The organism is Collinsella sp. TM06-3 (genome assembly GCF_003436395.1).
Classification (GTDB): domain Bacteria; phylum Actinomycetota; class Coriobacteriia; order Coriobacteriales; family Coriobacteriaceae; genus Collinsella.
On record NZ_QSPG01000025.1, the window covers coordinates 1 to 26,580 of the forward strand.

Consider the following 26,580-nt stretch of genomic DNA (forward strand, 5'->3'; position numbering starts at 1 on the left):
TGAATGTGGGAGGTGTTCGGATAAAGTCGATAATCAAGGCCGGAGGGACCGAAAAATTTTTTCAAAAAAGTTGTTGCGCGCCGGACAGACTTCTGTGTATACTAATCCCCGCAGCGCACGCGAGCGGAAACAAACGCGAACGCCTGCCTGGGGAGTTAGCTCAGTTTGGTTAGAGCGCCGGCCTGTCACGTCGGAGGTCGCGGGTTCGAGCCCCGTACTTCCCGCCAACGCAATTAAAGCCACGTCTTCGGACGTGGTTTTTTGCGTTTGATAGGACCTTGATCCCATCGGCTCCTTTCGCCCAAAACCAAAGCCTTCCAATTCCCGGACAAGCTCCGCTTGAGACATGGTTCAAACAAGGAATTTGTTGCGCAACGCCTGCTCAATGAAGTAGGGGCAGGTTATACTGAATTGCACTGTGGGCCGTTTTTGATGCAAGAGGCTTCAAACACGGCATTCAGTGGGCACCCATTTTGCAATTTGGGCGTCCATACGGTCATTGGTGTCTCGACGTAAGCTCGGCCCCGGAGCTCGTTCGAGCTGTTCCTATTCTTTGAAAGGGGAAAAATGGACATATCGAGGAAGACTGATTACGCCCTTCGCATGCTCGCGATGCTTGCCGAGGACCCGGAGCGCCTGCTTTCTGTTCGAACCGCCGCCGAAGAGGTCAACGTCCCGTATTCGTTTGCCCGTTCGATCCAGCATGGTTTGGTTCAGGCCGGTATTGTGGAGAGCCTGCGTGGCGTCCATGGCGGCATGCGTCTTAAGGTCAGCCCCGACGATGTCACCATCCGCCAGGTCGTTGAGGCCGTTCAGGGTCCCATCATCATGAACGATTGCACCGCGCCCGATGGCGACTGTGCGCGCATGGGTACGTGCTGCTATCATTCCCTGTGGGCCGGAGCTCAAGCGCTGATGCGCGACTACCTCGATTCCGTTTCGCTGGGCGATATCGTCGCTCACCGCCAGTTCCCGGCCGTCGATTCCAAGTTCGCCGACCGCGATGCGTTTCCCGAGTATGCCACCTGTGCGTGCGCTTGCCGGGGGGAATAGCGCCGCATAAGGAGCATAGCCATGATTCAGGACCCCTTTCGTTCGATGATTCGTTCGGAAGGGGTCCTGCGTTATCGCGACCTTCCGTGGCGCCGCACGTGCGACCCGTACATTATTTGGCTTTCCGAGGTTATGCTGCAGCAAACGCAGGTGCCGCGTGTGGAGACGCGTATGCCCGCGTGGCTCGACCGCTTTCCGACCGTACAGGCGCTCGCCCAGGCCGCTCCTTCCGACGTTTTGGACGCCTGGCAGGGGATGGGCTACAACCGGCGTGCTCTGGCGCTTCACGGAGCCGCTCAGTGCATTATGGAAGATTGGGGTGGGGAGTTTCCACGTGAGACGCGCGACCTGGTCGCCCTGCCCGGTATTGGCCCGGCGACGGCGCAGGGCATCCGGTCGTTTGCGTTCGATCTTCCGGGCGTGTATCTGGAGACCAACGTGCGCACGGTCTTTTTGCATCATTTCTTTCCCGATGTGCCGGCCGTTCCCGATCGCGAGCTGGTGCCGCTGATCCAAGCCGCCTGTCCGGCGGCTCCCGGTACGACGGCGGATGAGATTGCGCCCTTTGCCGCGCCTCAAGACGATGCCGACACGCCGCGCGCGTGGTATTACGCGCTGCTGGATTACGGCGCGTATCTTAAAAAGACGCTGCCCAATCCGTCCAGGCGGTCGGCGAGCTATAGCCGTCAGTCCAAGTTTGAGGGCTCGCGCCGTCAAAAGCGCGCCCACATTGTGCGCATGCTGCTGGCTGCGCGCGATGGGCGGCCGGCGGGCATTACGGTTGATGAAGCTGTTGCAGGCGTTAACGAGATGGAGACGGCAGCCGGCAGAGAGTCGGTCGAGCGCGAGCTGGTCGCAAGTATTCTTGCCGATCTGGAGCGCGAGGGCTTTTGCCGCTCCGAGGGCGATCGTTGGCTGAGTGTGTAGCCCGCTCAAATCTGAAGAACAGGATTGTAAGGTTTAGATTTTCGACATGAGGGCATCCTAAAGACAAGGCCGCCCGAAGCCTACGGGCGGCATGTGTTGAAGGGAAGTACACCTATGGATTTTGAGAACTCCCAAACCAAGAAGAACCTCGAGACCGCTTTTGCCGGTGAGTCCCAGGCGCACACCAAGTATCGCTACTACGCATCTAAGGCCAAAAAGGACGGCTACGTTCAGATCTCGAATATCTTTGCCGAGACCGCAGGTAACGAGTCCGAGCACGCCAAGCTGTGGTTTAAGTATCTGCACGACGGCGCCGTTCCCGACGCCCTGGACAACTTGCGTGATGCCGCTGCGGGCGAGAACTACGAGTGGACCACGATGTACGACGAGTTTGCCAAGACCGCCGAGGAGGAGGGCTTTGCCGAGATTGCCGCAAAGTTCCGCGGCGTCGGTGCTGTCGAGAAGGCTCACGAGGAGCGCTACAACAAGCTTGTCGAGCGCATTGAGTCGGGCGAGGTGTTTGAGCGCGAGGGCGTGAAGGTGTGGAAGTGCCTGAACTGCGGGCACCTGCATGTGGGTGCCGAAGCGCCCGAGGTGTGCCCGGTATGCAACCACCCGAAGGCGTACTTTGAGGAGCAGGTGGTGAACTACTAGCGCCGATACGAACGTGGACTGCGGAGCGCAGGGCGGGGAAATACCTTTCCCTCTCGCTCACGGCTCCGCAGGGTCGCGCGAGGCAAAGGTATTTCCCCGCCCTGCGCTCCGGCGTTGGGTCGTCGCGTGCTCGCTACAGAAAAGCTGATAATTAAGTTTGTGTGCCGTCCCTTTTGGGGCGGCACATCTTGTATGGGGTGGACAGTTAGTTCAGATACGTATTTTTCCAATCACTCTGCGGTCGGCTTTTTGGCAGTTGGAGGCCTATCGAGCCCCTTTGGGCTGCCTGAAGGGCCTGGTTTTAGGTCTTACTTGCCCGTTGTGTGGAATCAATCGCGCCAAACGTAGCATCTTAGGGCATATGGAGGGGGTCTGAATTATACGTATTTGAACTAACTGTCCAGGGTGCTTCACCCAAGGCCGTGCCGCCTTGCTTTTTCGTGCCTCATTCGGGGCGCCGTGCCTTGTTTGAGGTTCCGGTCTCCACATTTTTCGTCAAGCTTTTGGTTAGATTTTGGTCAGTTGGCGTAAGGGCGGAAGGCCAAAAGATTGCTGACGGAAAAAGCTCATAGAAAGTGCTGGTAGGGGAGTCGTTGAGCTTTTCGACAGCTTTCTGGAAAAAGAAACTTTGCAGCTATTGCTACGGATTGCGTTGCCGTGGCCTTGGCGGTGCGGGATGCTGGGCGTAAGCGTCGAATGCTCCGATTGAGGAGGCCAGCATGGACCTGTTTCTTGAGACCCCGCAGCAACAAGCCGAGCGCATGTTGCGCCAACAGCAACGGCTTATGGAGATGCAAATGCAAGGAGTAGCCGCCCAGCCCCCTGCGCAACATGCCACGCCCGCGGTTTCGCTTGCGGGCGGATCGGCGCCAGAGAACTATTCCGTACAACAAGATTCGTATGCGCAGGAGCTTGCGTTCGACAAACGCCGCACGCGTCACCGCCGCGTGGGCCAGCGCCTGCGCACATTAGCGATGATCGTGCTCATTCCGTTAGGACTTGCGGTGATTTTCCTGGTCTCGTATGCGTTCACCTGCATCCTCAACGGCGCCTCGCCCAATGAAGTGCTCCAACATCTGTCAGCCCTCGGCCAGCGCCTAGGCGATGTCATAACAACCATCCGCGCCGGCTGGGAGAGTTAGCGTTTTGACGCCTGTGGCCCAAAATCCATTTGTCCGACTGCCGTGGAGCGCCCGGTGCGTGTGGCGGGGTAAGATTGATCGCGGTTTTGATTGATACTCGATTGGGTTTGTTGGGCGGAGTCTATGTCTGCTATTGATATTGCGCTTGTTGTGATTGCCTTGGTGGCGGTGGGAGTTGCTGTGGTTTGCGCCCTGCAGCTTAAAGGCCTTCGTGCCGAGTTGCGAGAGCGTGGCGGCAACGACGCGGAGATGCTGGCTGCGCTCGAGCAGGCCAACAATGCGCTCGACACCCTGAACGTCGCGCTGTCCGAAACCCGACGCACGGCAAACGCCATCGCGCAGCAGCAGACGACCGACGCCGCCGTGGAGCAGCAGCGCTACCTGACCATTGCACGCGAGTTCTCGCAGGCGGGGGACCGCATGGATGACCTGCGCCGTGAGACGGCTCGGCAGCTCGGCGCCAATCGCGAGGGCATCGAGCATCGCCTGGACAAGGTGCGCGAGACGGTTGATGCTCAGCTGGGTGCCATCCGCAAGGACAACAACGTGCAGCTCGATCAGATGCGCGCGACGGTGGACGAGAAGCTCTCCCGTACGCTCAACGATCGCCTGTCAGCATCGTTTAAGCAGGTGAGCGACCAGCTCGAGGCCGTGTACAAGGGTCTGGGCGACATGCAATCCATCGCCACCGGCGTGGGCGATCTTAAGCGCGTGCTGGGCAATGTGAAGGCGCGCGGTATTTTGGGCGAGGTGCAGCTGGGTGCGATCCTGGCGGACATCCTCACACCCGACCAGTATCTGGAAAACGTTGCCACCAAGCCCGGCGCCTCGGAGCGTGTTGAGTTTGCCGTCAAGCTGCCGGTGGACGAGGGCGACCCCGTGCTGCTGCCGATTGACTCCAAGTTTCCGGGCGACGCGTACGAGCACCTGCTCGACGCGCAGGAGTCGGGCGATGCAGAGGCCGTGGCGGCTGCGCGCAAGACGCTCGACACCATGGTCAAGCGCGAGGCCAAAGACATCTGCGAAAAGTACCTGAGTGTGCCGGTAACGACCAACTTTGGCATCATGTTCGTGCCGTTTGAGGGACTGTACGCCGAGATTGTCAGCTGCCCCGGGCTTATCGAGGCTCTGGGCCGCGACTATCACGTCAACGTTGCCGGCCCCAGCACCATGGCTGCCATCCTCAACAGTCTGCAGATGAGCTACCAGACGTTTAAGCTGCAAAAGCGCACCGATGACGTGCTGCGTGTGCTTTCTGCCGTCAAGGCCGAGCTGCCGCGCTATCAGGCGGCGTTGCGTCGCGCGCAGCAGCAGATCGAGACCGCGGGCAAGACGGTTGAGGGCATTATCACCACGCGCACCAACGTTATGGAGCGCAAGCTCAAGGACATCGACGCGCTGGAAGATGCCGAGGAGGCCGACGAGGTCTTGGGGCTCACGTCCGCGGGCCTGCTTGCAGGGCAAGAAGACGAGGGCTAACTGCGCCTGGTGGCGGGGCGTCTGCGCAAGCGCGGAGCGCGGGCGCTTTTCGTGTCGTACGTGCCTGAAGCGCACTTCGGTGTGCAACAATGGCGTTTCTCCCCATCAGACGCGAAAGGAAGCCCATGTCTCAGAGAAGCACCAGTCCGCTCAAACGCTCAACTGTGCGCCGCACGCTGCAACGTTTTTGGGATGTCACGCGCACGCAGCCGTTGATCGTCTTTCTCTCGGTGTTCTCGTCGGCGGGCTACATCTTTTTGCTCACGTTTGCCAACACTTACGTTATGGCCCTCATCGTCGACCGTGTCCAGGCCGGCCCCGTGTCAGCCGACCAGGTGTTTGAGGTCTTTGGCCCTTACATTCTGGCGCTCGTGCTCGTTAATCTGGTAGGCCAGATCCTCTCCAAGCTACAGGACTACACCGTCTACAAGCTCGAAATCGCAGGCAACTATCACCTGGCGCGTCTGTGCTTCGACACGCTCTCCAACCAATCCATGACATTTCACACCAGCCGTTTTGGCGGATCGCTCGTGAGCCAGACGAGCCGTTTTATGAGCGGCTATACGGGGCTGGTAGACGTGACGGTGTATTCGCTCATTCCCACCATCACCTCGGTTGTCTGCACGGTGGCGGCGCTCGCTCCGGTGGTGCCGACGTTTACCGTGATCCTGGTGGGCATTATGGTCGTCTACATCGCGTTTGTCTGGCTTATGTACAAGCGCATCATGCCGCTTTCGGCCGCGACGTCCGCCGCGCAGAACAAATTGTCGGGCGTGCTGTCCGACGCGGTCACGAATATCCTGGCCGTCAAGACCTGTGGGCGCGAGGACTTTGAGCGCGACCTGTTCGATACCGCCGACCGCGCCGCGCGCGATGCCGAGACGGTTTCGATGCACGCCATGATGCAGCGCAACTTTACGACCTCGGGCCTTATCGTCATCACCATGGCCGTGGTGAGTGTGTTCGTGGCGGGCGGCAATGCGTGGTTTGGCATCTCGGCCGGCGCGCTCGTCATGATCTTTACCTACACGTATAACCTCACCATGCGTCTGAACTACGTGAGCTCCATGATGCAGCGTATCAACCGCGCGCTGGGTGACGCCGCCGAGATGACGCGCGTGCTGGACGAGCCACGTTTGGTGGCAGACGACCCGGACGCCCCTGAGCTCAAAGTGACCGAGGGCGCGATTGATTTTGAGCACCTGAGCTTTGCGTACCGTGACGCTGCGGCGGGTGAGAGCGTGTTCGATGACCTGACGCTTCATGTGGCGGCGGGCCAGCGCGTGGGCCTGGTGGGCAAATCGGGCTCGGGCAAGACGACGCTCACCAAGCTGCTGCTGCGCCTGGACGATGTGCAGGGCGGCCGCGTGCTCGTGGACGGCCAGGACGTCTCGCGCTGTACGCAGCAGAGCCTGCGTCGTCAGGTTGCCTACGTGCCACAGGAGGCATTGCTGTTCCACCGCTCCATTCGCGAGAATATCGCCTACGGCCGCCCTGATGCCACCGACGAGCAAATTCGCGAGGCCGCGCGCCTAGCCAATGCCCTGGAATTCATCGACCGCCTGCCCCATGGCTTCGACACCATGGTGGGCGAGCGCGGCGTCAAGCTTTCGGGCGGCCAGCGCCAGCGCGTGGCCATTGCCCGTGCCATCCTCACCGACGCGCCGATTCTGGTGCTCGACGAGGCGACGTCTGCCCTCGACAGTGAGTCCGAGGCGCTGGTGCAGGAGGCGCTCGAGAACCTGATGCGCGGCCGCACCTCCATTGTGGTGGCGCATCGCCTGTCCACCGTGGCGGCGCTCGACCGCATCGTGGTGCTGGCGGACGGCGAGATTGTCGAGGACGGTACGCATTCGCAGCTCGTCGAGGCGGGCGGCGAATATGCAAGCCTGTGGAGCCGCCAGACCGGCGCATTTTTGGAGGCTTAAGGTCCCCGTACGTGGGACAATCGTTTTTGTGAAGTTATGTTTCTGCCGATCCGAGGAGTCGTTATGCCACGCGAGACCAATGCCGCCAAACGCGAGCGCGCCGTTGAGGTGTGCGAGCGCTTTAACCGTCGCTATGGCCCGGTCGAGTGCTTTTTGGACCACGAGGATCCCTTTAGGCTGCTCATCGCGGTGCTGCTCTCGGCGCAGACGACCGACGCGCAGGTCAACAAGGTGACGCCCCAACTGTTTGCCCAGTGGTCCACGCCCGAGGCCATGGCCGGGGCAAGCGTGGCCGACGTGGCCGAGACCATCAAGTCACTCGGTTTTTACAAGAGCAAGGCCAAGCACGCCGTGGAGGCCGCGCAGATGATCGTTGCCGATTACGGCGGCGAGGTACCGGCCGACATGAAGGAGCTCGTCAAGCTGCCGGGAGTGGGGCGCAAGACGGCGAACATCGTGCTCAACGTGGGGTTTGGCATTGTCGAGGGCATCGCGGTCGATACGCACGTCAACCGCATCGCGCACCGCCTGATGCTGAGCCCCAAGACGCATGCCAAAGAGCCACTCAAGACCGAGCAAGATCTGCTCAAGATTCTGCCGCACGAGTATTGGGGATCGGTCAACCACCAGTGGATCACCTTTGGCCGCGAGATCTGCGACGCCCGCAAACCCAAGTGCGATGAGTGCCCGCTGGCGGATTTATGCCCCAGCGTGCGTGTGATGGGGTAGGGGTCCGCCGCATTTTGTCGGCACCCGAGGACGGCGACTAATGTTGCGCAGCACATGTGGGTCGCGAGGGCTCAATATGATGGCGACAGATGCCGTTTGTTGTGAGGGGATGCCCGAATATGTCTTGCACCAAGTGTGGCTCCGAGATGCCCGACGGAACCGATTTTTACACTAACTGCGGGGCTGGGCATGCGCTTGAGCAGGAGCATATGTTGCTTCCTGCCGCCTCATGCAAAAATGTGTTGCTAATTTAGAAGCCTATTCAAGCGCGCCGAAGTCGTGGCGTGCTGGCGTAGCATGAACAAAGAATCAAGCAATGGAGGGCAACGTGGCAACATTGAAGACGCGAGAGCTTGAAGATTATTTTGAGCGCATTGTGCGCACGCGCGAAGGTGACCTACCTGGTCGTCGCAAAGGCGACGAATACTTGTCTCAAACCCATGCACTCTACCACGGAGATCCTGCGCCCTGGGCTTTAACGCCAAAGATATTCGATAAGGATATGACGGCGCTTCTTAAGGAGGCGGCCGAGCGTATGTACGGCATTATGGACAAGGTGACGCGGGCGTTTTGTTCCGATGCCTCCGTGCGTGCGTGGTTTCGCATGGATCCGGCTTTTTCTGACCTGTGCGCTATGGATGCCGGCTATGATTGCCAGATTCCCCTTGCGCGCGTTGATATCTTTCTTGACGAGGACGCCGGTTCGTATACGTTTTGCGAGCTCAATACCGACGGCAGTGCTGGAATGGTAGTGACCGATGCGGTCTGTCAGGCAGTGCGGATGACGCCTTCCTTTGAGGAGTTTGCATCCGACCACCCCGGCTTTCGGCAGTACGATTTGTGCGGTAGCTGGATAGATGCATTGTTTGAGACCTTTGCAGAGTGGGAGCTGGCCCATCCTCACCGCACCGAGGATAGTGCACGATCGGACAGCGGGGCCTGCGTTGACGAGGGTCTCTATGCACCGCAATCAAAGATATATCCCGCTTCGGTGGCAATCGTGGACTATTCGGAGAGCATCGACTTGGAAGATGCGGCTCATTTTGTCGACCTTATGAGGCAGCGGGGCGTAGTCGCACGCTTTGCGGATGTGCGTGACCTGCGGATTGTCGAAGAAGAGGGCGGTGCTAGGCGCCTGTGCGATGCCGCTGGTCCTATTGATTGCGTTTGGCGGCGCGCGGTGACCGGCGAGCTGTGGGATAAGCCGTGCGACGGACGCTCAGCCTTAATCGAGGCTGCCCAAGAAGGGCTTGCATGCATCGTCGGTGGTTTTAGAACGTGGCCGTGTGCGACTAAGACCGTATTTGCGTTTTTGTGGTCTCAGGCCGGTCAGTCCTTGTTGAGCCCGGAGGAGCAATCGTTTGTACGGGAGCATGTGCCCTATACCGAGATTTTGGACGAAAGCACCCAGTTGTCGAGATTTGCCGAAAAGGATCGATGGATTGTCAAGCCGTGCGGCGGCTACAACGCGGTTGGCGTTGTAGCCGGTTTGGATGTCACGGAACGGGAATGGTCCCAGGTGCTTGCTCGCGCTGCGGCAGCTGGGGCGATTGTGCAGGAGTATGCTCAGCAGTATCAGACTCCCTGCTTGCGCGGAACGCTTGTCGATGGGCCGCATCGAGGAGAGGCGCCCAAAGGACTTGTGGATGATCTTGGTTTTGCGCCCGCTTCTAATATGGAAGGCCTGTACCTGTATCGCGGCCGTTTTGCGGGCGTGTACACACGCGTCGGTTTTGCCAACACCATAGGGGAGTGGACGAGCCGCCTGAACGTTGCGAGCTTTTTTGAGGAATAGCCGTTTCTTGGGGCACCTTCCGTGGTTGCGGCGTTCGACGTGACGGGGAGATTTTGGCGAAGCCGGTGAGTCCAGTACTATCTGGCGTTTTTGTTGCGGGGCTGGGCGTACGCCTGAGCTGGAGTCCTCTCCATGCGCTACCATGACAGGCAACGAATTTGACGAACGACCCGTCGAGCTTGCCTCGGCGGGCTTTTGGCGTTGCAATGCCGGAGGAACATCATGCTCATTCACCGTATAGCCGCGCAGCTCTATACTGCCGAGGCACTGCAGACCGTCGAGGCCGGACTCGATGCCGGCGAGGACGTGACGCTGGCCGTGTCTCAGTCGGGCCGAACGCTTATGGCGGCCGCCCAGTTTGCGCGTCGTCCGCGCCCCACGGTCTACATCGTGAGTGGCGAGGATGCGGCCGATCGCGCCGCACGCAGTTTGGCCGCCTATGTGGGCCTGGCGCACGTGTGCCGCTTTCCCGAGCGCAAGGACTACCCTTGGCGCGAGCAGGCGCCCGACGACGCCGTGGTGGCGCAGCGCTGCGAGGCGCTCGGGCGCATCGTGCGCGGGGACAACTGCATCATGGTCGCCTCGGCCCGCGCACTGCTGCGCTGCGTGCCGCCGGTCGAGAGTCACTACTGGGAGTCCACTACTTTTGCGGTGGGCGAGGAGATTCCCTTTGACGAGGTACCGCAGCGCTTGGTGGGCATGGGCTACACCAATGCCGGTGCCGCCGACGCGCCCGGCCTGTTCCGTGTGCACGGCGACACCGTCGAGGTGTTTCCCGCGCAGGAAAAGGCGCCCGTGCGCATTGAGTTTTTCGGCGACGAGATCGACCGCATCCGCCGCATGGTGAGTTCAACGGGCCAGACCATCGGCAACGAGGACAGCATCGAGATCTTCCCCTGTCGCGAGCTCGCACTCACCGACGACGCCGTCCACAACATGCACGTGGCGCTCTACCGCGCCAGCCAGGACGACAGCAAGTTGGCGGCGCTGCTCGAGATGGTGGATGCGCGCATCGTCACGCCTGAGCTCGACCGCTTTTTGCCGGTGATGTACGGCCAGACCGTGAGCCCGCTGTCGCATGTGAGCGGCAAGGCGCTCGTGGTGCTGTCCGAGCCGCGCTCGCTGTTCGACGATTGCCTGCGCGCCTACGAGGATATCGAGGCGCGTGCCGGCGAGGCGGGGGTCGACCGTCTGGATGGCCTGTACGTGCGTGCCCAGCAACTCGACTTTGGTTCCCAGCAACGCCTGAACTATGTGAGCCTCATCCGTGCCGGCGGTGCGGTGACGGCCGAGCTCAAGATTGAGCAGCCTGCCATCGCAGGCTCGGACAACCGTTTTATGACGCGCATCCAGGAGGTCGTGGGCAAGCGCTATGCCTGCGTGTTTGCCATCCCCGACCGCGGTGCGCGCGAGTCGATGGAGCTTACCTTTGGCGACGAGGGTATTACCTTTGAGGAGTCGTTGACGGCCGCCCCCGAAAACGCCGGCGTTATCGGCGACCGCGTGCGCGTGGCGGCGGCGGATTCTGCCGACCGTGCCGCCCGTCAGGAGGCCCATGCCTCGATTCGCGAGCGCCATGCCGACGCGCTCAACGCCCGCTCGCTCGAGGCGGGCGCGGCGCAGGCTGCCGCCGGTGCTGCCGTGCCCACTATCTCGCGCGGACGCGTGACCTTTGTCGATGCCGCCTTGCCGCAGGGCGTGGTGGTGCCCGATGCCAATTTGGCCGTGTTCTCGATCGCCGACCTTAACGCCCGCATGGATGCCAACCGCGCCCGCAGCCGTCGCAAGGTTGACATTACGCAGATCACCTTCCCGTTTAAGCCGGGCGACTACGTCGTGCATGCCACCCACGGCATCGCGCTCTTTAGCGAGATCGCGCGCCAGGAAGTGGGCGGCAAGGAGCGCGACTACTTTTTGCTGGAATACGCCGACGGCGACAAACTCTATGTGCCGCTGGAGCAGGTTGACCGCATTACGCGCTACGTTGGTCCCGACGGCGATAAGCCGCGCCTGACCAGGCTCAACACCGCCGACTGGACGCGTGCCACCAACAAGGCGCGCAAGAATGCCAAAAAGCTGGCGTTTGACCTGGTCGACCTGTATACGCGCCGCTCGTCGATTACCGGTATCGCCTGTCCGCCCGACACGCCCGAGCAGATTGAGATGGAGGAGAGCTTCCCCTACGACGAGACGCGCGACCAGCTGGAGGCTATCGCCGACATTAAGGCGGACATGGAGGCGCCCAAGCCCATGGACCGCCTGCTGTGCGGCGACGTGGGTTTCGGCAAGACCGAGGTCGCCCTGCGCGCGGCGTTTAAGTGCGTGGACTCCGGCCGCCAAGTCATGGTGCTCTGCCCCACGACCATTCTGGCCCAGCAGCACTACGAGACGTTCTTTGAGCGCTTTGCCCCGTTTGGCCTCGAGGTCGAAGTGCTCAGCCGCTTCCGCACCCCGGCGCAGCAAAAGCGTGCGCTCAAGGCGTTTGCCGAGGGCACGATCGACGTGCTGATCGGCACGCACCGCCTGCTTTCTGCCGACGTGAACCCCAAGAACCTGGGCATGGTGATCATCGACGAAGAGCAGCGCTTTGGTGTGCAGCACAAGGAGCAGCTCAAGAACCTGCGCGAGCAGATTGACGTGCTCACGCTTTCGGCAACGCCGATTCCGCGAACCATGCAGATGGCCACGAGCGGCGTGCGCGACATGAGCCTGATCACCACGCCGCCGACCGGGCGCCGCCCCGTGATCGTGCACGTGGGAGAGTACGATCCCGACGTGGTGAGCGCGGCGATTCGCCTGGAGGTGGGCCGCGGCGGCCAGGTGTATTACGTGTCCAACCGCGTCAAGACCATCGACGACGCCGTGGCGCGCGTGCACGAGGCCGCGCCCGAGGCGCGCGTGGGCGTGGCGCACGGCAAGATGAGCCCGCGCGAGGTCGAGGACGTGATGATCGAGTTCGCGACCAAGAAGATTGACGTGCTCATCGCCACGACCATCGTGGAGAGCGGTATCGACAACGCGACCGCCAACACGCTCATCATCGAGGACTCGCAGCGCCTGGGCCTGGCACAGCTCTACCAGCTCAAGGGCCGCGTGGGCCGCTCAGCCACGCAGGCATACGCGTACTTTATGTTCCCAGGTGAGCTGCCTCTTACCGAGGAAGCTACGGCGCGTCTGACCGCACTGTCCGAGTTCCAGGACCTGGGCAGCGGCATGCGCATCGCCATGCGCGACCTGGAGATCCGCGGCGCCGGTTCGCTTATGGGTGCCGAACAGCACGGTAACCTGTCGAGCGTGGGCTTCGACCTGTTTACGCAGATGCTGGGACAGGCCGTGGCCGAGGCGCGCGGCGATGACGATGCCGGCGTGGAGGCGGCGAGCGTGGGCATCAACCTGCCGGCCGACTACTTCTTGTCCGAGGAGTACATGCCGGCGGTGGACCAGCGCGTGCTCGTGTACCGCAAGCTCGCGGCGGCTGAGGACCTGGAGAGTGTCGACGAGGTGCAGGAGGAGACCGAGGCTGCGCATGGTGAGCTGCCGTTGGCGGGACTCAACCTGTTCAATCGCGCGCGCATCCGCATTCGCGGCGAGCGCCTGGGGCTCGAGAACGTCACGCTCAGTGGCGGCCGCATCACGTTTTTGGGCGTAGACGTGCCCAAGAAGGTGGCCTTTGAGCTTAAGACCCGCTATGGCGCGGTGAACTTCCCCAAGAGCCGCAAGCTGTCGGTACCCTACAAGGCGGGCGCCGGTGCGGGCAGCGGCTTGGGCCGTGGCCTCGATGCCAACGACGGCGCCGGCCCCGTGGCAGCCGCGCTCATGCTGCTGCAGCAGCTGGGTGCGAGCGACGACGAATAGCAGGTAAGTGGCGTGGCGGGACAAAGGTATCTTTGCCCCGCCACGTTGCAGGTTGAAAACTTCGCCCGATCGAAAGGAAAGCATGTTCGGATACATCTATAAGAAAGATGTCGCCATGATCGCGGTCGTCCTGTGCCTTTGTCTGGGCGTGGGCAGCTTCTTCGATTACCAGATCTCGAGCGCGCTGTTCAACATCGGCAGCATGTACGGTCGCTTTATCGAGGCCGCCGGCGAGCTGCCGTTCGAGCTGACGGCGAGCGTTGCGGGCGTTATGCTCGTGCGCGCGGTGCGTCCCGATTCCAGAGGGAGCAAATGGCTCGCCGTGCTCGGCGTCCTTGTCAACGTTGGCCTGGCCGGCTACGAGATCGTTTCGTCCCTGCGGGTCGGCGGCAAACTCATCGCGGCTCAGTTGGTGCTGACGTTTGCGCTGGTCATCGTTGTCAACCTTATCGTCTATCGCCTCACGCGCACGACCGAGCCCGACGAGCTCACACGCTGGGCGTTGATGGTACTTGCCGTGTGGATCGTTCAGGCCATTATCCTCAACGTGATCGTCAAGCCGCTGTGGTCGCGCCCGCGCATGCGCGTGATCGAGGTGACGCAGGGGCTCGATTTTCAGCCGTGGTGGGTGATCGGTAACCCCGACAAGTGGGCCTTTATTGCCGCCGGCGTGATCAAGGACGGCTTCAAGTCGTTTGCAAGCGGGCACACCGCGCACGCGGCGATCGGCCTTATGCTCGCCGGGCTTCCCGCGGCGACCTTTAAGGAAAAGCCGTCGCGCCGCCGCGTGGTCTTTTGGGTCGCCGCTGTGGTCGCGGCGCTTGTCGCCTTTGGCCGTATCGTGATCGGAGCGCATTTTTTGAGTGACGTGAGCTGCGGCTTTGCCCTGGTGCTGGCGCTCGAGTGTCTTGCCGCGCGCATTGCTTATCCGGGCGGCGTACAATAGCCCCATCTGAATCATCTGGCCGATACCCGGTAAGAGAGGATTGCCATGCTCGCGTTTAACAACGACTATTCCCACGGCGCCCATCCGGCGGTGCTGCAGGCGCTCGTCGACACCAATATGGAGCCGCAGCCCGGCTACGGCACCGATGCGCACACCGAGCGTGCCAAGCACCTTATTCGCGAGGCCTGTCAGGCCCCCGATGCCGACGTGTTTTTTCTGGTGGGCGGCACGCAGGCCAACGCGACGGTGATCGACATGCTGCTTGCGCCCTACGAGGGCGTCGTTGCTGCCGAGACTGGTCACGTCGCCTGCCACGAGGCGGGCGCCATCGAGTTTGGCGGCCACAAGGTGCTCACCATCCCCGGCTACGAGGGCAAGATGCACGCCGAGGACCTCGAGAACTATATCCAGGTGTTCTACGAAAACGAGAGTTACGAGCACACGGTGTTCCCGGGCGCCGTGTACGTGAGCCTATCGACCGAGTACGGCACGCTGTACTCCAAGGCCGAGCTCGCGGCAATTCATGCGGTGTGCCAGAAGCGCGAGATTCCGCTGTTTGTGGATGGTGCCCGCCTGGCCTATGCGCTGGCGGCCGATGAGTGCGACATTACCCTGCCCGAGCTGGCGCAGCTGTGCGACGTGTTCTACATCGGCGGCACCAAGTGCGGCGCACTTTGCGGCGAGGCCGTGGTGTTTTGCGGCATGCACGCCCCGGCGCACCCCATTCCGCGTATTAAACAGCATGGCGCGCTGCTTGCCAAGGGCCGCCTGACGGGCGTGCAGTTCGAGGCTCTTTTTACCGATGGCCTGTATTTTGAGATTGGTCGCCAGGCGATTGAGACCGCTCAGGCGCTGCGCCGCGTGCTGCACGAGCGCGGTTACCAGTTCTTCTTGGAGACGCCGACCAACCAGCAGTTTGTGATTCTGCCCAACGAGGACATGGCGCGCATTCGCGAGCATGCCATGATTGAGTACTGGGAAAAGTACGACGAGACCCGCACGGTGGTGCGCTTTTGCACCAGCTGGGCCACGACGCAGGAGGACATCGACGCGCTGGCGGCTGTCCTGTAGCTTGATGTAATGACGAGGGGCCGCCCTACGCCTGGGTTTGGCGCAGGGCGGCCTTTGCTTTTGTGGGGGAGGGGCTGTATGCCCGAGATGTCCGAGCCGACGATTCGCCTGGCGACGCCCGATGATGCGGCGGCGTTGCTTGCCATTTATGAGCCGTATGTACGCGAGACGGCGATAACCTGCGAATACGAGGTGCCGAGCGTTGAGGAGTTCGCCGGGCGCATCGAGCGTACGCTCAAGCGCTACCCGTATTTGGTTATGGAGCTGGACAGGCACCCAGTGGGCTATGCCTATGTGAGCGCGCTTAACAGCCGCGAGGCCTATGACTGGTCGGTCGAGACGTCGATCTATCTGGCGCGCGACGTGCGCCACGGCGGGCTGGGCCGCAGGCTGCACGACGCGCTCAAGCAATGCTTGGTCGCGATGGGCATCACCAGCATGTGCGCGCTCATCGCCGTGCCGCACGATAAGGACGACGAGTATCTGACGCACAACAGCCAGGATTTCCATGCCCACATGGGATACCGCCTGGTGGGCGCCTTCGACCGCTGCGCGCAAAAGTTCGGCCGCTGGTACGACATGTGTTGGATGGAGCTGGTCCTGGCCGAGCGCACGCCCAACCAACCCAAACCAACCTGGTTCCCCGATCTCCCCAAACCTACCATTTAGGGATAGGTTTATTTTGGCAGGTTAGCCGATGGGCTCGGTGTATTTGGCGCGGTCGGTACGTTGGATGCGCTTGGAGACATGGAGCGGGCGACCGTCGGTGTCGTAGACGTAGTCGGTGATCAGGATCAGCGCCTGCCCGCGCCCAACGTTGAGCAAAAACGCCTCGTTTTGCGAGGCATAGCACACCTCAAAGGTCTTATGCCCCTGCGCCGGCGCACGATGGAACTCCTGGCGCAGCGTGGCGTAGAGCGAACCGTTGATATCGCGATCGATGAGCGACCCAAAGCTTGGCGGCAAATAGGTGGTCTCCAGGCACAGTGGCGCATCGTCCAGGTAACGCAGGCGGACAAGTTTGACAAGCTTGCTGCCCACGCTAGCGTCAAAGAACTTGGCCACGCTGCCCATTGCTTTGGCAAAGCCCGAGTCCACCGTGCGCGTGGTGGGCTTCATACCCTGGCCTTCGACCTGCTTGGTATAGCTCGAAAACACCAGGTTGTTCTCGTGGAGCGCCGGCGTGTCGGCCACAAAGGCGCCGCGTCCGCGCTCGGTGCGAACCAGACCCTCGTCAACAAGCACCTTAAGCGCGTGACGCACAGTGCTGCGCGACAGGCCCGATTCGCCCATGAGCTCCATCTCGGACGGCAGCTTGTCTCCGCGGGCGTAGATGCCGGCGGCGATGCGGTCACGCAGCGTACCCGCCAGACGCTCGTATTGGGCCAAGTTCTTTTTCGACGAAGTGCTCATGCGAACAACCTGTATCTAACCTGTATGCTTACTGAACCAAGCATGTATCCAACATGACAACAAAACCGCTGATAATGGATTGCCGAAAACTTTACCAGCAAAATATCTAAGACAAATATAGCATACAACTAGTCGACATAACCAAAACATGTATGTAACTTGTATGCCATCAAGAGCATCAAACGAGAAGAAAGGCTGATGTACGATGACTACTCAGGAACAGGTTAAGGATGTCGTCTCCCAGGTTTTGGCTGACAAGGCAGACAAGGGCGGCATCAGGCGCGTCGTGTGGATTGGCGCCGGCGGATCCAACGGCGGCAACTATCCTGCTCAGTACTTTATGGAGCACGAGGCCACGCAGGTCGTGAGCTCCAGCTACACCAGCAACGAGTTTGTGCACGCCACCCCGGCCTACGTCAACGAGAACACCCTGGCCGTCGTCGTGTCCATGCGCGGCACCAAGGAGACCATCGTCGCCGCTCAGGTCGCCAAGGATCACGGCGCCAGCACCATCGCCATCTATGTTGACGAGTCCGGCCTCACCGAGGTCTGCGACTACAAGATCCAGTACGACAGCTTGGCCGTTGACGAGTCTTGCATGGGCCGCACCAACTCCGCCGTCGTGACCATGATCGCCATGGAGCTCACGCAGCAGACCGAGGGCTATGCCGAGTACGAGACCGCTATGGCCGCGTTCGACTTGGTCGACCCCATCTATCGCAAGGCCGTCGAGTACACCCGTCCGCTCGCTGCTAAGTGGGCCGAGCAGAACGCCGACAAGCCCTGCATCAACGTCATGGCCCAGGGCCCGCTCTTTGGTGCCGCCTACGTCTTTAGCATCTGCAACGTGCAGGAGATGCTGCAGATCGACTCCTGCACCATCAACACCTGCGACTTCTTCCACGGCCCCTTCGAGATTCTGGACAAGCGCACCTCGCTGTTCCAGCTCATCAGCGTCGGCCGCAGCCGCTGCAATGACGAGCGCGGCATCCGCTTCGTCAACCAGTACGGTGGCGAGCGCGTCTATCAGCTCGACGCCAAGGAGCTCGGCCTCAACGACATCAAGGACAGCGTGAGCGAGTACTTCAACCACCTGATCTTTGCCCCGATTCTCAACAACGTGTACATGCGCGCTCTCTCTGCCGTTACCCACAAGGACTACATGACGCGCCGCTACATGTGGAAGCTTGAGTATTAGTTACGGCGTTTTACCAAACGCCGTAACCGCTCGACGCTGCAAACCCGCCAGAGCGGCAATCTGCCTTACAGCTTCGGCGGCATGACCAGAAGGTCAATGCCGCCTCACTTCAAGGCACCTTGCTCGCTCTGGCGGGTTTTCGCTGACATTGCCAAAACATCGACGATACCGTGGCTGGCGGGACACTCCCTTTGTCTAGAGATTTCCCGTTTGGCGATTTGTGCCTTGAAAAATGTATATAACGACTATAACGTAGTGTGAAACATATTGGAAACAATACCGAGGAGGCCACGTTGAAGAGAAGCAATCTGGGCTATGTGCTGGTGCTGATCGCCGCGCTTATGTGGGGCAGCATCGGAATCTTTGTAAACGGCATCTCGGCCATGGGCGTTACGTCCCAGAGTATGGCTGCCTTTCGCTTGTTGGTCGGAGCGCTTATCTTGGCGCCGGTCCTGATGTTTATGGGCTGCCGTTCGGGTGAGGGGTCTACCGTGGCTCAGGGTCCGCTGGCCCTGTTCAAGGCAAGCCCTAAAGAGCTTGTTTCCTGCGCGCTTGTCGGTATCGTCGGTTTGGCCGCCGCCAACACTTGCTATTACGAGTGTATGGGCGAGGTGGGCATGTCCACGGCCTCGGTGCTGCTCTATACCTCGCCGGTGTTTGGCGTCGTGCTCGGCCGCGTGCTTTATCGCGAGGACGTGACCCCCAACAAGCTCGTTGCCATCGCTTTTAACATAGGGGGCTGTGTACTTGCAGTAACTAATGGCGACCTTTCCGGTTTCCATTTTTCGGTTTGGGGCGTCACGTCGGGCGTGATTGCAGGCTTTTGCGGGGCGTCGCTCGCGGTGTTTAGCCGGATAGCAACCAAGACGGTCCACCCGCTGGCTGTCACGTTTTGGGGCCTTGTTTTTGGCGGTGCGGTTATGGCGGCTATCGCGGCTCCGTGGCCGGATGTCGCCGCGGCAATGTCGCCACAGCTGCTGCTGCTGTTCCTTGGCTTTGGACTCATCCCCACAGCCGTGGCTTACATCTTATATATGCAGGGTCTGTCCATGGGGCTCGAGACATCGAAAGTTCCCGTCGTAATGTCTTTCGAGACGGTCGTCACCGTACTGGTGGGCATTGGTGTCTATGCCGAGTCCGCCGGCGCGATCAAGGTCCTGGGTATTGTGCTGGTGCTCATGTCCATCCTGATTATGAACACCGACTTCTCCAAGCTGCGCAACAGTGTATTTGTCGGTCATGTCGCTGAGAGCATGACCTTTAAGCCCAACGCGTGGTGGACGGAGAAAACGCAGGACATGGATCTGTTTAAGGAGCGCACCGGCATCGCGCTGGAACCCACCGTGCAGGAAAGCCCCTGGTACTTCGTGCGATAGGGGATTGCGCGCAGGGTCCGACTTGGGGTTATCCCGCCAGTGCCGGCCTGCCCAGCCCCAACGTTTCAAGTACGTTAAACCCGCCAACGGTCGTTTTTCACCCGCGAACGGTTTATATACTAATTAGCAAAATAAGCAACGTATAAGACGTTATAATGACCATAACGAAAAGGAGGAGGCAAGATGAATCAGATCATTCTCGCATCTCATGGCGGCCTGGCCGCAGGCGCCAAAGACACGCTCGAGATGGTTCTCGGCGACGTGTCGAACGTCCACGTCGTGTCGCTTGCTCGTGACGACAAGGAGCCCATCACCAATAAGGTGGACGCCATGATCGCCACGTTCAACGCGGACGACACCGTCTATGTGCTGACCGATATGCTCGGCAGCTCGGTCAACAACAGCATGGTCGAGCTTTCCAAGAACGGCACGAAGTTCACGGTTGTCAGCGGTTTCAACATTCCGCTGGCACTGACGCTCGCTATGAGCCCCGCCCCCGTCAAGGGTGCCGAGCTCGCGGCCCTCATCAACGAGGCCCGCACCGGTCTGACCAACCCCAACGCACCGGTCGAGGTCGCCGCGGCTCCCGCCAAGAAGGCCAAGGCGTCCCGTCACAGCTCCGGTCCCGCCAAGATCGTCCTCGCACGTCTTGACTACCGTCTGCTGCACGGCCAGGTCGTCTTTACCTGGACCACCAAGGTTCAGGCCGAGCGCATCATCGTCGTCGACAACGCTGCCGCCAACGATGACATCAAGAAGGGCGCTCTTAAGCTGGCCAAGCCCCAGGGCGTGCGCCTGAACGTCTTCACCGTCGAGCGTGCCCTCGCCAAGATGGACAAGCTCAACACCCTCGGCGAGCGCGTCATGTTCGTCTTTGGCAACACTGCCGAGATGCTGCAGTTCTGCCAGGGCTACAAGCTCGACGCCATCAACCTGGGCGCCACCGCCAACCACGACGGTGCCGAACAGGTCGGCGGCAAGGACAGCTCCGTCTTCTTCGACGCCACCCAGAAGGCCGACGTCAACCAGCTGCTCGACATGGGCATTAAGCTCTATGTCCAGCAGACCCCTACGTATCAGAGCGTCGACATCGACGCCAAGCTGTAATCAACCAGGCTTTTGCCTGACTGAAAGGAGAAGGGTATGAATACGTTCATCAGTGCGGTGCTCGTCGGCCTCGTCGGCGTGTTCTGCATGTGGGACTCCCGCCTGCTCGGTCGTCTTAACTTCGAGCAGCCCCTCGTTGGCGCTACGCTCGTCGGTCTGCTGCTGGGCGATGTGCCCACCGGCCTTGCCGTCGGTGCCGCCGTCGAGCTCGTGTCCATGGGCCTGGTGCAGGTCGGCGCCGCCGTTCCGCCCGATATGGTCCTGGGCGGCATCGTGGCCGCTGCCTTTGCGTGCCTGACCGATGCTTCCGCCGAGACCGCCATGACGATCGCCATCCCGGTCGCCGTCCTGGGTCAGCTCCTCGGCATCGTGTTCCGTTCCATCATCGCCGCCCTCACCCATGTGGCAGATAGCGCGATCGATAACGGAAAGTTCAAGACCGCCTATCGCATGCACATCTGCGCCGGCTCCGGTCTGTACGCCGTCATGTACTTCCTGCCGATCTTCCTCGCCGTCTTTGTTGGCACCGACCTGGTTCAGGCCATCGTCAACATGGTTCCCGAGTGGCTGTCCACTGGTCTTAACGTTTCGACCAAGATCATGACCGCCTACGGTTTGGCCCTGCTGCTCACCATGATGATCAAGAAGGGTATGACTCCGTTCCTGTTCATCGGTTTCCTGCTCGCCGCTTATCTCAACCTGTCCGTCATCGCGGTCGCTCTGATCGGTGTGTGCCTGGCTGTCGTCTTCATGGGCTTCAAGTTCAACGGTTCCCATGCAGCCGCCGGTGTCGATTCCGACTACGATCCGCTCGAAGACGACGAAGACTAAGGAGGAACACACTATGGCAACCGCAACCAAGGACGTGTCCCTGAACAAGAAGGTCAGCCAGTTCTTCTGGCGCTCCTGGGCCATCCAGGCCTCTTGGAACTACGAGCGTCAGATGAACATGGGCTTCCTCTACGGCATGGTTCCCACGCTCGATCGCCTCTATCCGGACGAGTCCGACCCCAAGCAGCTCGCTGCTAAGAAAGAGGCTTACCACCGTCACATGGCGTTCTACAACTGCACCCCGCAGACGAGCGCTTTCATCCTGGGCCTCGCCGCCTCCATGGAGGAAGAGTACGCCAAGGATCCCGAGAACTTCGACCCCGATTCGATCAACGCGGTCAAGACCTCCCTTATGGGTCCGCTTTCCGGCATCGGTGACTCCTTCTTCCAGGGCACCATCCGCGTTATCGCCTTTGGCCTGGGTGTTCAGCTGGCTCAGCAGGGCTCCATCATGGGCCCGATCCTGGCCATGCTCATCTCCATCGTGCCCTCTGTGCTGATCACGTGGTTCGCAGCCAAGATCGGCTATCAGGGCGGCCACGAGTACCTGAGCAAGCTCCAGGGCGGCGACCTCATGGAGAAGCTCATGTATGTCTGCGGCATCGTGGGTCTTATGTCCGTGGGCGGCATGATCGCTACGCTGATCGGCGCCACCACCCCGCTGCAGTTCGCTGAGGGCACCGTCGTGATTCAGGACATCCTGGACGGCATGATGCCCCAGATGATCTCCCTCGGCCTCACCGGCCTTATGTACTGGCTCATCAAGAAGAACGTCAACACCGGTTGGCTTCTCGTGATCGCCATCGTGGGCGGCATCGCCCTCTCCGCGGCCGGCATCCTGGCCTAGTCGCGACCAAGCGTCTAACCGCTTTCCCCGGGGGCCTGCCTGGCATCCCATACCCCAGGCAGGCTTCCATCCCTAGATGTGTCAAAGGGACAGTTCCTTTGACACATCCTCAACGGGCCGGCGACTCGGTCCAAACCACGGTAACCCTGCGAGCGCCCGGCAATGTGGCGCCGCAAAAAATCGAAAGGAATGTGTCAGATGTACGAGATCGACCTTAACCTCCCTAAGCAGATCGTCGCTGACGTCCTGTCCAACCACGAGATCCACAGCGTCGCCTTCGTCGGCTGCGGTGCTTCCATGTCCGACCTTTACCCTGCCAAGTACTTCCTGGCCAACAACACGGACAAGCTGAACGTTCAGATCTTCACCGCTAACGAGTTCAACTACGACACGCCTTCCTGGGTCAACGAGCACACCTTCGTGATCACCTGCTCCCTCGGTGGCTCCACGCCCGAGACCGTCGAGGCCAACAAGACCGCCAAGAAGCACAACTGCCCGGTCGTCTCCCTCACCAACAAGGCCGGCTCCGCTCTGACCGTCGACGCCGACCACGTCATCGTTCACGGCTTCCATGCCAACTACGCTGCCAAGTGCGAGAAGCCTGGCTACGCCATCGCTCTTGCTCTCGAGATCCTTCAGCAGACCGAGGGCTATGACCACTACGAGGACATGATCACCGGCCTCACCAACGTCTTCGAGCTCTGCGAGAACGCCGCTCAGTCCGCCAAGGGCCTCGCCAAGCAGTTCGCCCAAGACTTCAAGGACGACAAGATGATCTACTTCATGGCCTCCGGTGCCTCCGAGAAGATGGCTTATTCTCACGCCGCCTTCCTGTTCACCGAGATGCAGTGGATCGACGCCGCCGCCTACAACACCGGCGAGTACTTCCACGGCCCGTTCGAGGTTTCCACCGAGGGTAAGCCCTACGTCTTCTTCATGTCCGACGGTGCTACCCGTCCGATGGACGCTCGCGCCCTCACCTTCCTTAAGCGCATGGGCGCCAAGGTCGCTCTGATCGACTCCAAGGACTACGGCCTGGCTGACGCCGTGCCGGCGAGCGTCGTCACCTACTTCAACCCGCTGCTGCACCTCGCCGTTATGCGCGAGTACGGCAACCAGATCGCCGAGGCCCGTCAGCACCCGCTGACCATGCGTCGCTACATGTGGAAGCTTTCCTACTAATCACAAGTAAGTAGACCTTACGGGTTGATTGAGAGGGGATGGGGTTTACACCCCGTCCCCTTTTCTGTTTTGGGAGGGCGTGTTCGTTGCGCCGCAAAACCCCAGATAAAACCTACCAAAATAAACCTGTCTCTTTTTGGCAGGTGGGAGGAGATGCGTATGATCAAGGCAGTGCTGTTTGATATGGACGGCGTGCTGGTCGATACCGAGTGGTTCTACAACCGTCGCCGCGTGGCGTTTATGGAGGAGAAGGGCTTCCACTTTGACGAGATTCCCGATCTTTCGGGGTCTAACGAGCCTGCCATTTGGGAGGCGCTGGTGCCCGACGATGTCGAGCTGCGCGAGCGCCTGCGTGTGGAGTACAAGCAGGTCTACAGCCCGGTCCACCCCGTTCCGTATGCCGAGCTGCTCAACGAGCAGACGGAGCCGGTGATGCGCGAACTGCACGAACGCGGCGTGAAGTGTGCCATCGCGAGCTCGTCCTACCGCGAGCTCATCGACGAGCTGGTTGAGATTGCCGGTATCGCCGACGTGCTGGACTACACCATCAGCGGTCACGAGTGCAGTGCGTTTAAGCCCGACCCCGAGATCTACCTGCGTGCCATGGAGACGCTGGGAGTTGACCCCGCCGAGTGCCTGGTTATCGAGGACTCGCCGTTGGGCATCGAGGCTGGCAAGCGCTCCGGCGCCCGCGTCCTGGCACTGCGTCCGCATGAGGGCGTCAACCTGGACCAGTCCGCCGCCGACGTCGTCATCGACAACCTGACCGACATTTTGGCCGCTCTGTAGTGTCAATCCACCGCGAGAAGCACTGGTTCACGCGTCATTTGCTGCAGATTGGCTTAATTTGGCATCAATTTAGATCCGTTTGGCTTCGATTCGGGCTAAGTGAGTAGACTTTTTGGCGCAGGCCGGGCACAAAGCGTTTCTGACTTAGTAAAACCGCAGGTCACAGAGGTGGCTGTTATTGGCTGTGCTCGGGAGGTCGCGAAAAGTCTACTCACTTAGAATTTGGGCCTTTGGTTGTGGGGTTACCGGTCCCGTTTTGGTTGTCGAGAGAGGGTGAATTGAGGCGCCCTCTGTCGCTCCATGCTACAATCGCCGACATGCCCCACAACTACATCTGCCTTCGAAGGGAGCCTACGTGGCGAACGCCATCGATCAGCTCACGGACCGTGTGCTCGTGCTCGGCCGCCTTACCATCGTTCGCCGCGCTATTACCGCTGTGGCGGTCACCATATCAGCCGTTCTCCAGACATTTCTGATCCAGGCGTTCATTCAGCCCGCCGATCTGCTTCCGAGCGGTCTCACAGGCGTCGCGGTCCTGCTCGATCGCGTTACCTCGCTTGGCGGCGTTCATATCGACATCTCGCTCGGCATGCTCGCGCTCAACATCCCCGTGGCGCTCCTATGCTGGAGCGGCATTAGCAAGCGTTTCGTCATCTTCTCGATGATGCAGGTCATGCTCTCGTCGCTGTTCCTCAACATCTTTCATTTCGCCCCGTTTTTGGGCGACAAGATCATGCTCATCATTTTTGGTGGCGTGGTCTCGGGTCTGGGTGCTGCCATCGCGCTCAAGTCCGGTGCATCAACCGGCGGCACCGACTTTATCGCGCTGTGGGTCTCCAACCACACGGGCAAGACCATCTGGGGTGTCATCTTTGGTTTCAACTGCTTTATCCTGGCGATCTTTGGCTTTATGTTTGGCTGGGACAACGCGGCGTACTCCATCGTGTTCCAGTTTATTTCGACCAAGACCATCGACAGCTTCTATCATCGCTACGACCGTGTGACGCTGCAGATCACAACGCGCAAGGCCGATGAGGTCATGACCGCCTATGTTGACCATTTTCAGCATGGTATTAGCTGCGCCGAGGTCATCGGCGGATACAGCCGTGAAAAGATGTACCTGCTGCACACCGTTGTCTCGACCTACGAGAGCCAGGACATTATCAAGCTAGTGTGCGACATTGATCCCGGCGCCGTGATCAATGTGTTCCACACGCTCAACTTTGTGGGCGGCTGGTGGGGCGGTCATGTCGACGAGCCCATGCCCACGGCCGTTCCCGATCCCGACAAGCCCGCTCGCATAGCGAGTCGTCAGGCGCGCCTCAGTGAACAGGACAGCCTGCAGCAGGACGACGGCAAGTAAGGATTTGCTGTATGTGGTGTATCGTTTTATCAAACTGAGATAACATATAAAAAGACGTTATATACGTATTAGTTATTTCGATATTTTGATAAGAGTGATCAGATATGCCTGCGCCCAAAAATGCACCGCTTTACCAGCAGATTTACGACGAGATCAAGGATGCGATTGAGAAAGGTGTTTATGCACCCAAGGAGCGTATTCCGTCCGAACTTGAGCTTGCCGAGCAGTACGAGGTGAGCCGCATTACGGTGCGCCGCGCCGTCGAGGAGCTCTGCTCCGATGGCTACCTGGTTAAGCAGCAGGGCCGCGGCACCTTTGTTTCCACGCCGCACATCAATCGCCAGTTTCACGCCTCGACGCTGCAGACGTTTACCGCGCTGTGTGCCGATAACGGCATGAAGGCCGGCGCGCATGTGGTCGATCGCCAGATCGTTCCGGCGCGCCAAAACGAGATGGAGTTTTTTGGCCTGCGGAAGGATGCGCTGCTGCTGCATATCAAGCGCGTGCGTACGGCCGACGGCGAGCCCATCTTTGAGGAGAACATTTTTGTGCCGTTTGACGCTTACCGTGAGCTGTTGACGGCCGATCTTGAGGACAAGTCGATTTTTGCCGAGGTCGAGCGTGTTGGCGGAACGCCGATTGTCTCGGTTGGCTACCGCACGGTCGAGGCCGTTCGCGCCAACGCCGAGCAGGCCGCCGAGCTGGGCATTGCCCCGCACGACCCGCTGCTCAACCTGCGTGCCGGCTTTATCGGCCCCAATGGCGAGCCGGTTTTGATGGGTAAGCAGTACTACGTGGGATCGCGTTACGTTATGGTCATGTAAGTTACGCGGTTTTACCAAACCGCGTAACGGGCCGACGCTGCGCGCCGCCCAGGGCGACAATTTGTCATTCA

General features: G+C 60.4%; 22 protein-coding genes and 1 tRNA gene. 22 read left to right on the top strand and 1 reads right to left on the bottom strand.

The annotated features are described in order from the left end of the window. The first annotated feature begins 149 nt into the window (after nt 1-149). From DXD56_RS08675 to DXD56_RS08735, 13 genes are all read left to right on the top strand, one after another. A tRNA-Asp gene (locus DXD56_RS08675) sits at nt 150-227 on the top strand. A 340-nt stretch (nt 228-567) separates the two neighbouring features. Continuing rightward, complete coding sequence (locus tag DXD56_RS08680) at nt 568-1,053, top strand: Rrf2 family transcriptional regulator (RefSeq protein ID WP_117640923.1); 486 nt, start codon at nt 568-570, stop codon at nt 1,051-1,053. A gap of 21 nt (nt 1,054-1,074) precedes the next feature. Continuing rightward, nucleotides 1,075-1,980, top strand: coding sequence for an adenine glycosylase (locus DXD56_RS08685; protein WP_117640924.1), 906 nt, complete (start codon nt 1,075-1,077; stop codon nt 1,978-1,980). 114 nt (nt 1,981-2,094) lie between these two features. Next, on the top strand, nt 2,095-2,634 hold the full coding sequence (rbr, locus tag DXD56_RS08690; RefSeq protein ID WP_117640925.1) for a rubrerythrin: 540 nt from the start codon (nt 2,095-2,097) through the stop codon (nt 2,632-2,634). Between the two features lie 719 nt (nt 2,635-3,353). Further along, nucleotides 3,354-3,776 (top strand): hypothetical protein, encoded by a 423-nt coding sequence (locus tag DXD56_RS08695; RefSeq protein ID WP_117640926.1) that lies wholly within the window; start codon nt 3,354-3,356, stop codon nt 3,774-3,776. A gap of 123 nt (nt 3,777-3,899) precedes the next feature. Further along, nucleotides 3,900-5,255, top strand: coding sequence for a DNA recombination protein RmuC (locus DXD56_RS08700; protein WP_117640927.1), 1,356 nt, complete (start codon nt 3,900-3,902; stop codon nt 5,253-5,255). Between the two features lie 125 nt (nt 5,256-5,380). Then, complete coding sequence (locus DXD56_RS08705; protein WP_117640928.1) at nt 5,381-7,183, top strand: ABC transporter ATP-binding protein; 1,803 nt, start codon at nt 5,381-5,383, stop codon at nt 7,181-7,183. Nucleotides 7,184-7,246: 63 nt separating this feature from the next. Continuing rightward, nucleotides 7,247-7,912 (top strand): endonuclease III, encoded by a 666-nt coding sequence (nth, locus tag DXD56_RS08710; RefSeq protein ID WP_117640929.1) that lies wholly within the window; start codon nt 7,247-7,249, stop codon nt 7,910-7,912. Nucleotides 7,913-8,240: 328 nt separating this feature from the next. Next, a complete protein-coding gene (locus DXD56_RS08715; RefSeq protein ID WP_147325202.1) occupies nt 8,241-9,707 on the top strand; it encodes a hypothetical protein in 1,467 nt (488 codons plus the stop codon). A 222-nt stretch (nt 9,708-9,929) separates the two neighbouring features. Then, nucleotides 9,930-13,562 carry a transcription-repair coupling factor gene (gene mfd, locus DXD56_RS08720; RefSeq protein ID WP_117640931.1) on the top strand — a complete coding sequence of 1,211 codons (3,633 nt, stop codon included), beginning with the start codon at nt 9,930-9,932 and terminating at the stop codon, nt 13,560-13,562. Nucleotides 13,563-13,644: 82 nt separating this feature from the next. Further along, nucleotides 13,645-14,508, top strand: a complete 864-nt coding sequence (locus DXD56_RS08725; protein WP_117640932.1) for a phosphatase PAP2 family protein — start codon at nt 13,645-13,647, stop codon at nt 14,506-14,508. A gap of 45 nt (nt 14,509-14,553) precedes the next feature. After that, nucleotides 14,554-15,579, top strand: coding sequence for a low specificity L-threonine aldolase (locus DXD56_RS08730; RefSeq protein ID WP_117640933.1), 1,026 nt, complete (start codon nt 14,554-14,556; stop codon nt 15,577-15,579). A gap of 78 nt (nt 15,580-15,657) precedes the next feature. Then, nucleotides 15,658-16,248 (top strand): GNAT family N-acetyltransferase, encoded by a 591-nt coding sequence (locus DXD56_RS08735; RefSeq protein ID WP_117640934.1) that lies wholly within the window; start codon nt 15,658-15,660, stop codon nt 16,246-16,248. Between the two features lie 21 nt (nt 16,249-16,269). Here DXD56_RS08735 and DXD56_RS08740 read toward each other — a convergent pair whose 3' ends face one another. Continuing rightward, nucleotides 16,270-16,992, bottom strand: coding sequence for a GntR family transcriptional regulator (locus DXD56_RS08740; protein ID WP_117640935.1), 723 nt, complete (start codon nt 16,990-16,992; stop codon nt 16,270-16,272). A gap of 205 nt (nt 16,993-17,197) precedes the next feature. Between DXD56_RS08740 and DXD56_RS08745 the strand changes: the two genes are divergently transcribed. From DXD56_RS08745 to DXD56_RS08785, 9 genes are all read left to right on the top strand, one after another. Then, nucleotides 17,198-18,190 carry an SIS domain-containing protein gene (locus DXD56_RS08745; protein ID WP_117640936.1) on the top strand — a complete coding sequence of 331 codons (993 nt, stop codon included), beginning with the start codon at nt 17,198-17,200 and terminating at the stop codon, nt 18,188-18,190. A 293-nt stretch (nt 18,191-18,483) separates the two neighbouring features. After that, the gene (locus tag DXD56_RS08750; RefSeq protein ID WP_117640937.1) at nt 18,484-19,566 is read left to right on the top strand and encodes a DMT family transporter; all 1,083 of its coding nucleotides are present in this window, start codon (nt 18,484-18,486) and stop codon (nt 19,564-19,566) included. A 183-nt stretch (nt 19,567-19,749) separates the two neighbouring features. Next, nucleotides 19,750-20,673, top strand: a complete 924-nt coding sequence (locus DXD56_RS08755) for a PTS mannose/fructose/sorbose transporter subunit IIAB (protein WP_117640938.1) — start codon at nt 19,750-19,752, stop codon at nt 20,671-20,673. A gap of 36 nt (nt 20,674-20,709) precedes the next feature. Further along, nucleotides 20,710-21,504 (top strand): PTS sugar transporter subunit IIC, encoded by a 795-nt coding sequence (locus DXD56_RS08760; protein ID WP_006235136.1) that lies wholly within the window; start codon nt 20,710-20,712, stop codon nt 21,502-21,504. A 13-nt stretch (nt 21,505-21,517) separates the two neighbouring features. Further along, nucleotides 21,518-22,351: a PTS system mannose/fructose/sorbose family transporter subunit IID gene (locus tag DXD56_RS08765; protein WP_117640939.1), complete on the top strand. Its 834-nt coding sequence runs from the start codon at nt 21,518-21,520 to the stop codon at nt 22,349-22,351. A gap of 198 nt (nt 22,352-22,549) precedes the next feature. Beyond that, nucleotides 22,550-23,533 (top strand): SIS domain-containing protein, encoded by a 984-nt coding sequence (locus DXD56_RS08770; protein WP_233503150.1) that lies wholly within the window; start codon nt 22,550-22,552, stop codon nt 23,531-23,533. Between the two features lie 159 nt (nt 23,534-23,692). Then, a complete protein-coding gene (locus DXD56_RS08775; protein ID WP_158549388.1) occupies nt 23,693-24,322 on the top strand; it encodes an HAD family phosphatase in 630 nt (209 codons plus the stop codon). Between the two features lie 355 nt (nt 24,323-24,677). After that, nucleotides 24,678-25,685 (top strand): YitT family protein, encoded by a 1,008-nt coding sequence (locus tag DXD56_RS08780; protein WP_117640941.1) that lies wholly within the window; start codon nt 24,678-24,680, stop codon nt 25,683-25,685. A 104-nt stretch (nt 25,686-25,789) separates the two neighbouring features. After that, nucleotides 25,790-26,509 carry a GntR family transcriptional regulator gene (locus DXD56_RS08785; protein ID WP_117640942.1) on the top strand — a complete coding sequence of 240 codons (720 nt, stop codon included), beginning with the start codon at nt 25,790-25,792 and terminating at the stop codon, nt 26,507-26,509. Nucleotides 26,510-26,580 lie beyond the last annotated feature (71 nt).

What these genes read in the sequence shown, in the direction of transcription:
- DXD56_RS08705 (WP_117640928.1), top strand. Translation starts at nt 5,381, where the DNA reads ATGTCTCAGAGAAGCACCAGTCCGCTCAAACGCTCAACTGTGCGCCGC.
- DXD56_RS08695 (WP_117640926.1), top strand. Translation starts at nt 3,354, where the DNA reads ATGGACCTGTTTCTTGAGACCCCGCAGCAACAAGCCGAGCGCATGTTG.
- DXD56_RS08700 (WP_117640927.1), top strand. Translation starts at nt 3,900, where the DNA reads ATGTCTGCTATTGATATTGCGCTTGTTGTGATTGCCTTGGTGGCGGTG.
- DXD56_RS08685 (WP_117640924.1), top strand. Translation starts at nt 1,075, where the DNA reads ATGATTCAGGACCCCTTTCGTTCGATGATTCGTTCGGAAGGGGTCCTG.
- DXD56_RS08745 (WP_117640936.1), top strand. Translation starts at nt 17,198, where the DNA reads ATGACTACTCAGGAACAGGTTAAGGATGTCGTCTCCCAGGTTTTGGCT.
- DXD56_RS08775 (WP_158549388.1), top strand. Translation starts at nt 23,693, where the DNA reads ATGATCAAGGCAGTGCTGTTTGATATGGACGGCGTGCTGGTCGATACC.
- nth (WP_117640929.1), top strand. Translation starts at nt 7,247, where the DNA reads ATGCCACGCGAGACCAATGCCGCCAAACGCGAGCGCGCCGTTGAGGTG.
- DXD56_RS08760 (WP_006235136.1), top strand. Translation starts at nt 20,710, where the DNA reads ATGAATACGTTCATCAGTGCGGTGCTCGTCGGCCTCGTCGGCGTGTTC.
- DXD56_RS08755 (WP_117640938.1), top strand. Translation starts at nt 19,750, where the DNA reads ATGAATCAGATCATTCTCGCATCTCATGGCGGCCTGGCCGCAGGCGCC.
- DXD56_RS08725 (WP_117640932.1), top strand. Translation starts at nt 13,645, where the DNA reads ATGTTCGGATACATCTATAAGAAAGATGTCGCCATGATCGCGGTCGTC.
- DXD56_RS08740 (WP_117640935.1), bottom strand. Translation starts at nt 16,992, where the DNA reads ATGAGCACTTCGTCGAAAAAGAACTTGGCCCAATACGAGCGTCTGGCG.
- DXD56_RS08730 (WP_117640933.1), top strand. Translation starts at nt 14,554, where the DNA reads ATGCTCGCGTTTAACAACGACTATTCCCACGGCGCCCATCCGGCGGTG.
- DXD56_RS08770 (WP_233503150.1), top strand. Translation starts at nt 22,550, where the DNA reads ATGTACGAGATCGACCTTAACCTCCCTAAGCAGATCGTCGCTGACGTC.
- DXD56_RS08735 (WP_117640934.1), top strand. Translation starts at nt 15,658, where the DNA reads ATGCCCGAGATGTCCGAGCCGACGATTCGCCTGGCGACGCCCGATGAT.
- rbr (WP_117640925.1), top strand. Translation starts at nt 2,095, where the DNA reads ATGGATTTTGAGAACTCCCAAACCAAGAAGAACCTCGAGACCGCTTTT.
- mfd (WP_117640931.1), top strand. Translation starts at nt 9,930, where the DNA reads ATGCTCATTCACCGTATAGCCGCGCAGCTCTATACTGCCGAGGCACTG.
- DXD56_RS08785 (WP_117640942.1), top strand. Translation starts at nt 25,790, where the DNA reads ATGCCTGCGCCCAAAAATGCACCGCTTTACCAGCAGATTTACGACGAG.
- DXD56_RS08680 (WP_117640923.1), top strand. Translation starts at nt 568, where the DNA reads ATGGACATATCGAGGAAGACTGATTACGCCCTTCGCATGCTCGCGATG.
- DXD56_RS08765 (WP_117640939.1), top strand. Translation starts at nt 21,518, where the DNA reads ATGGCAACCGCAACCAAGGACGTGTCCCTGAACAAGAAGGTCAGCCAG.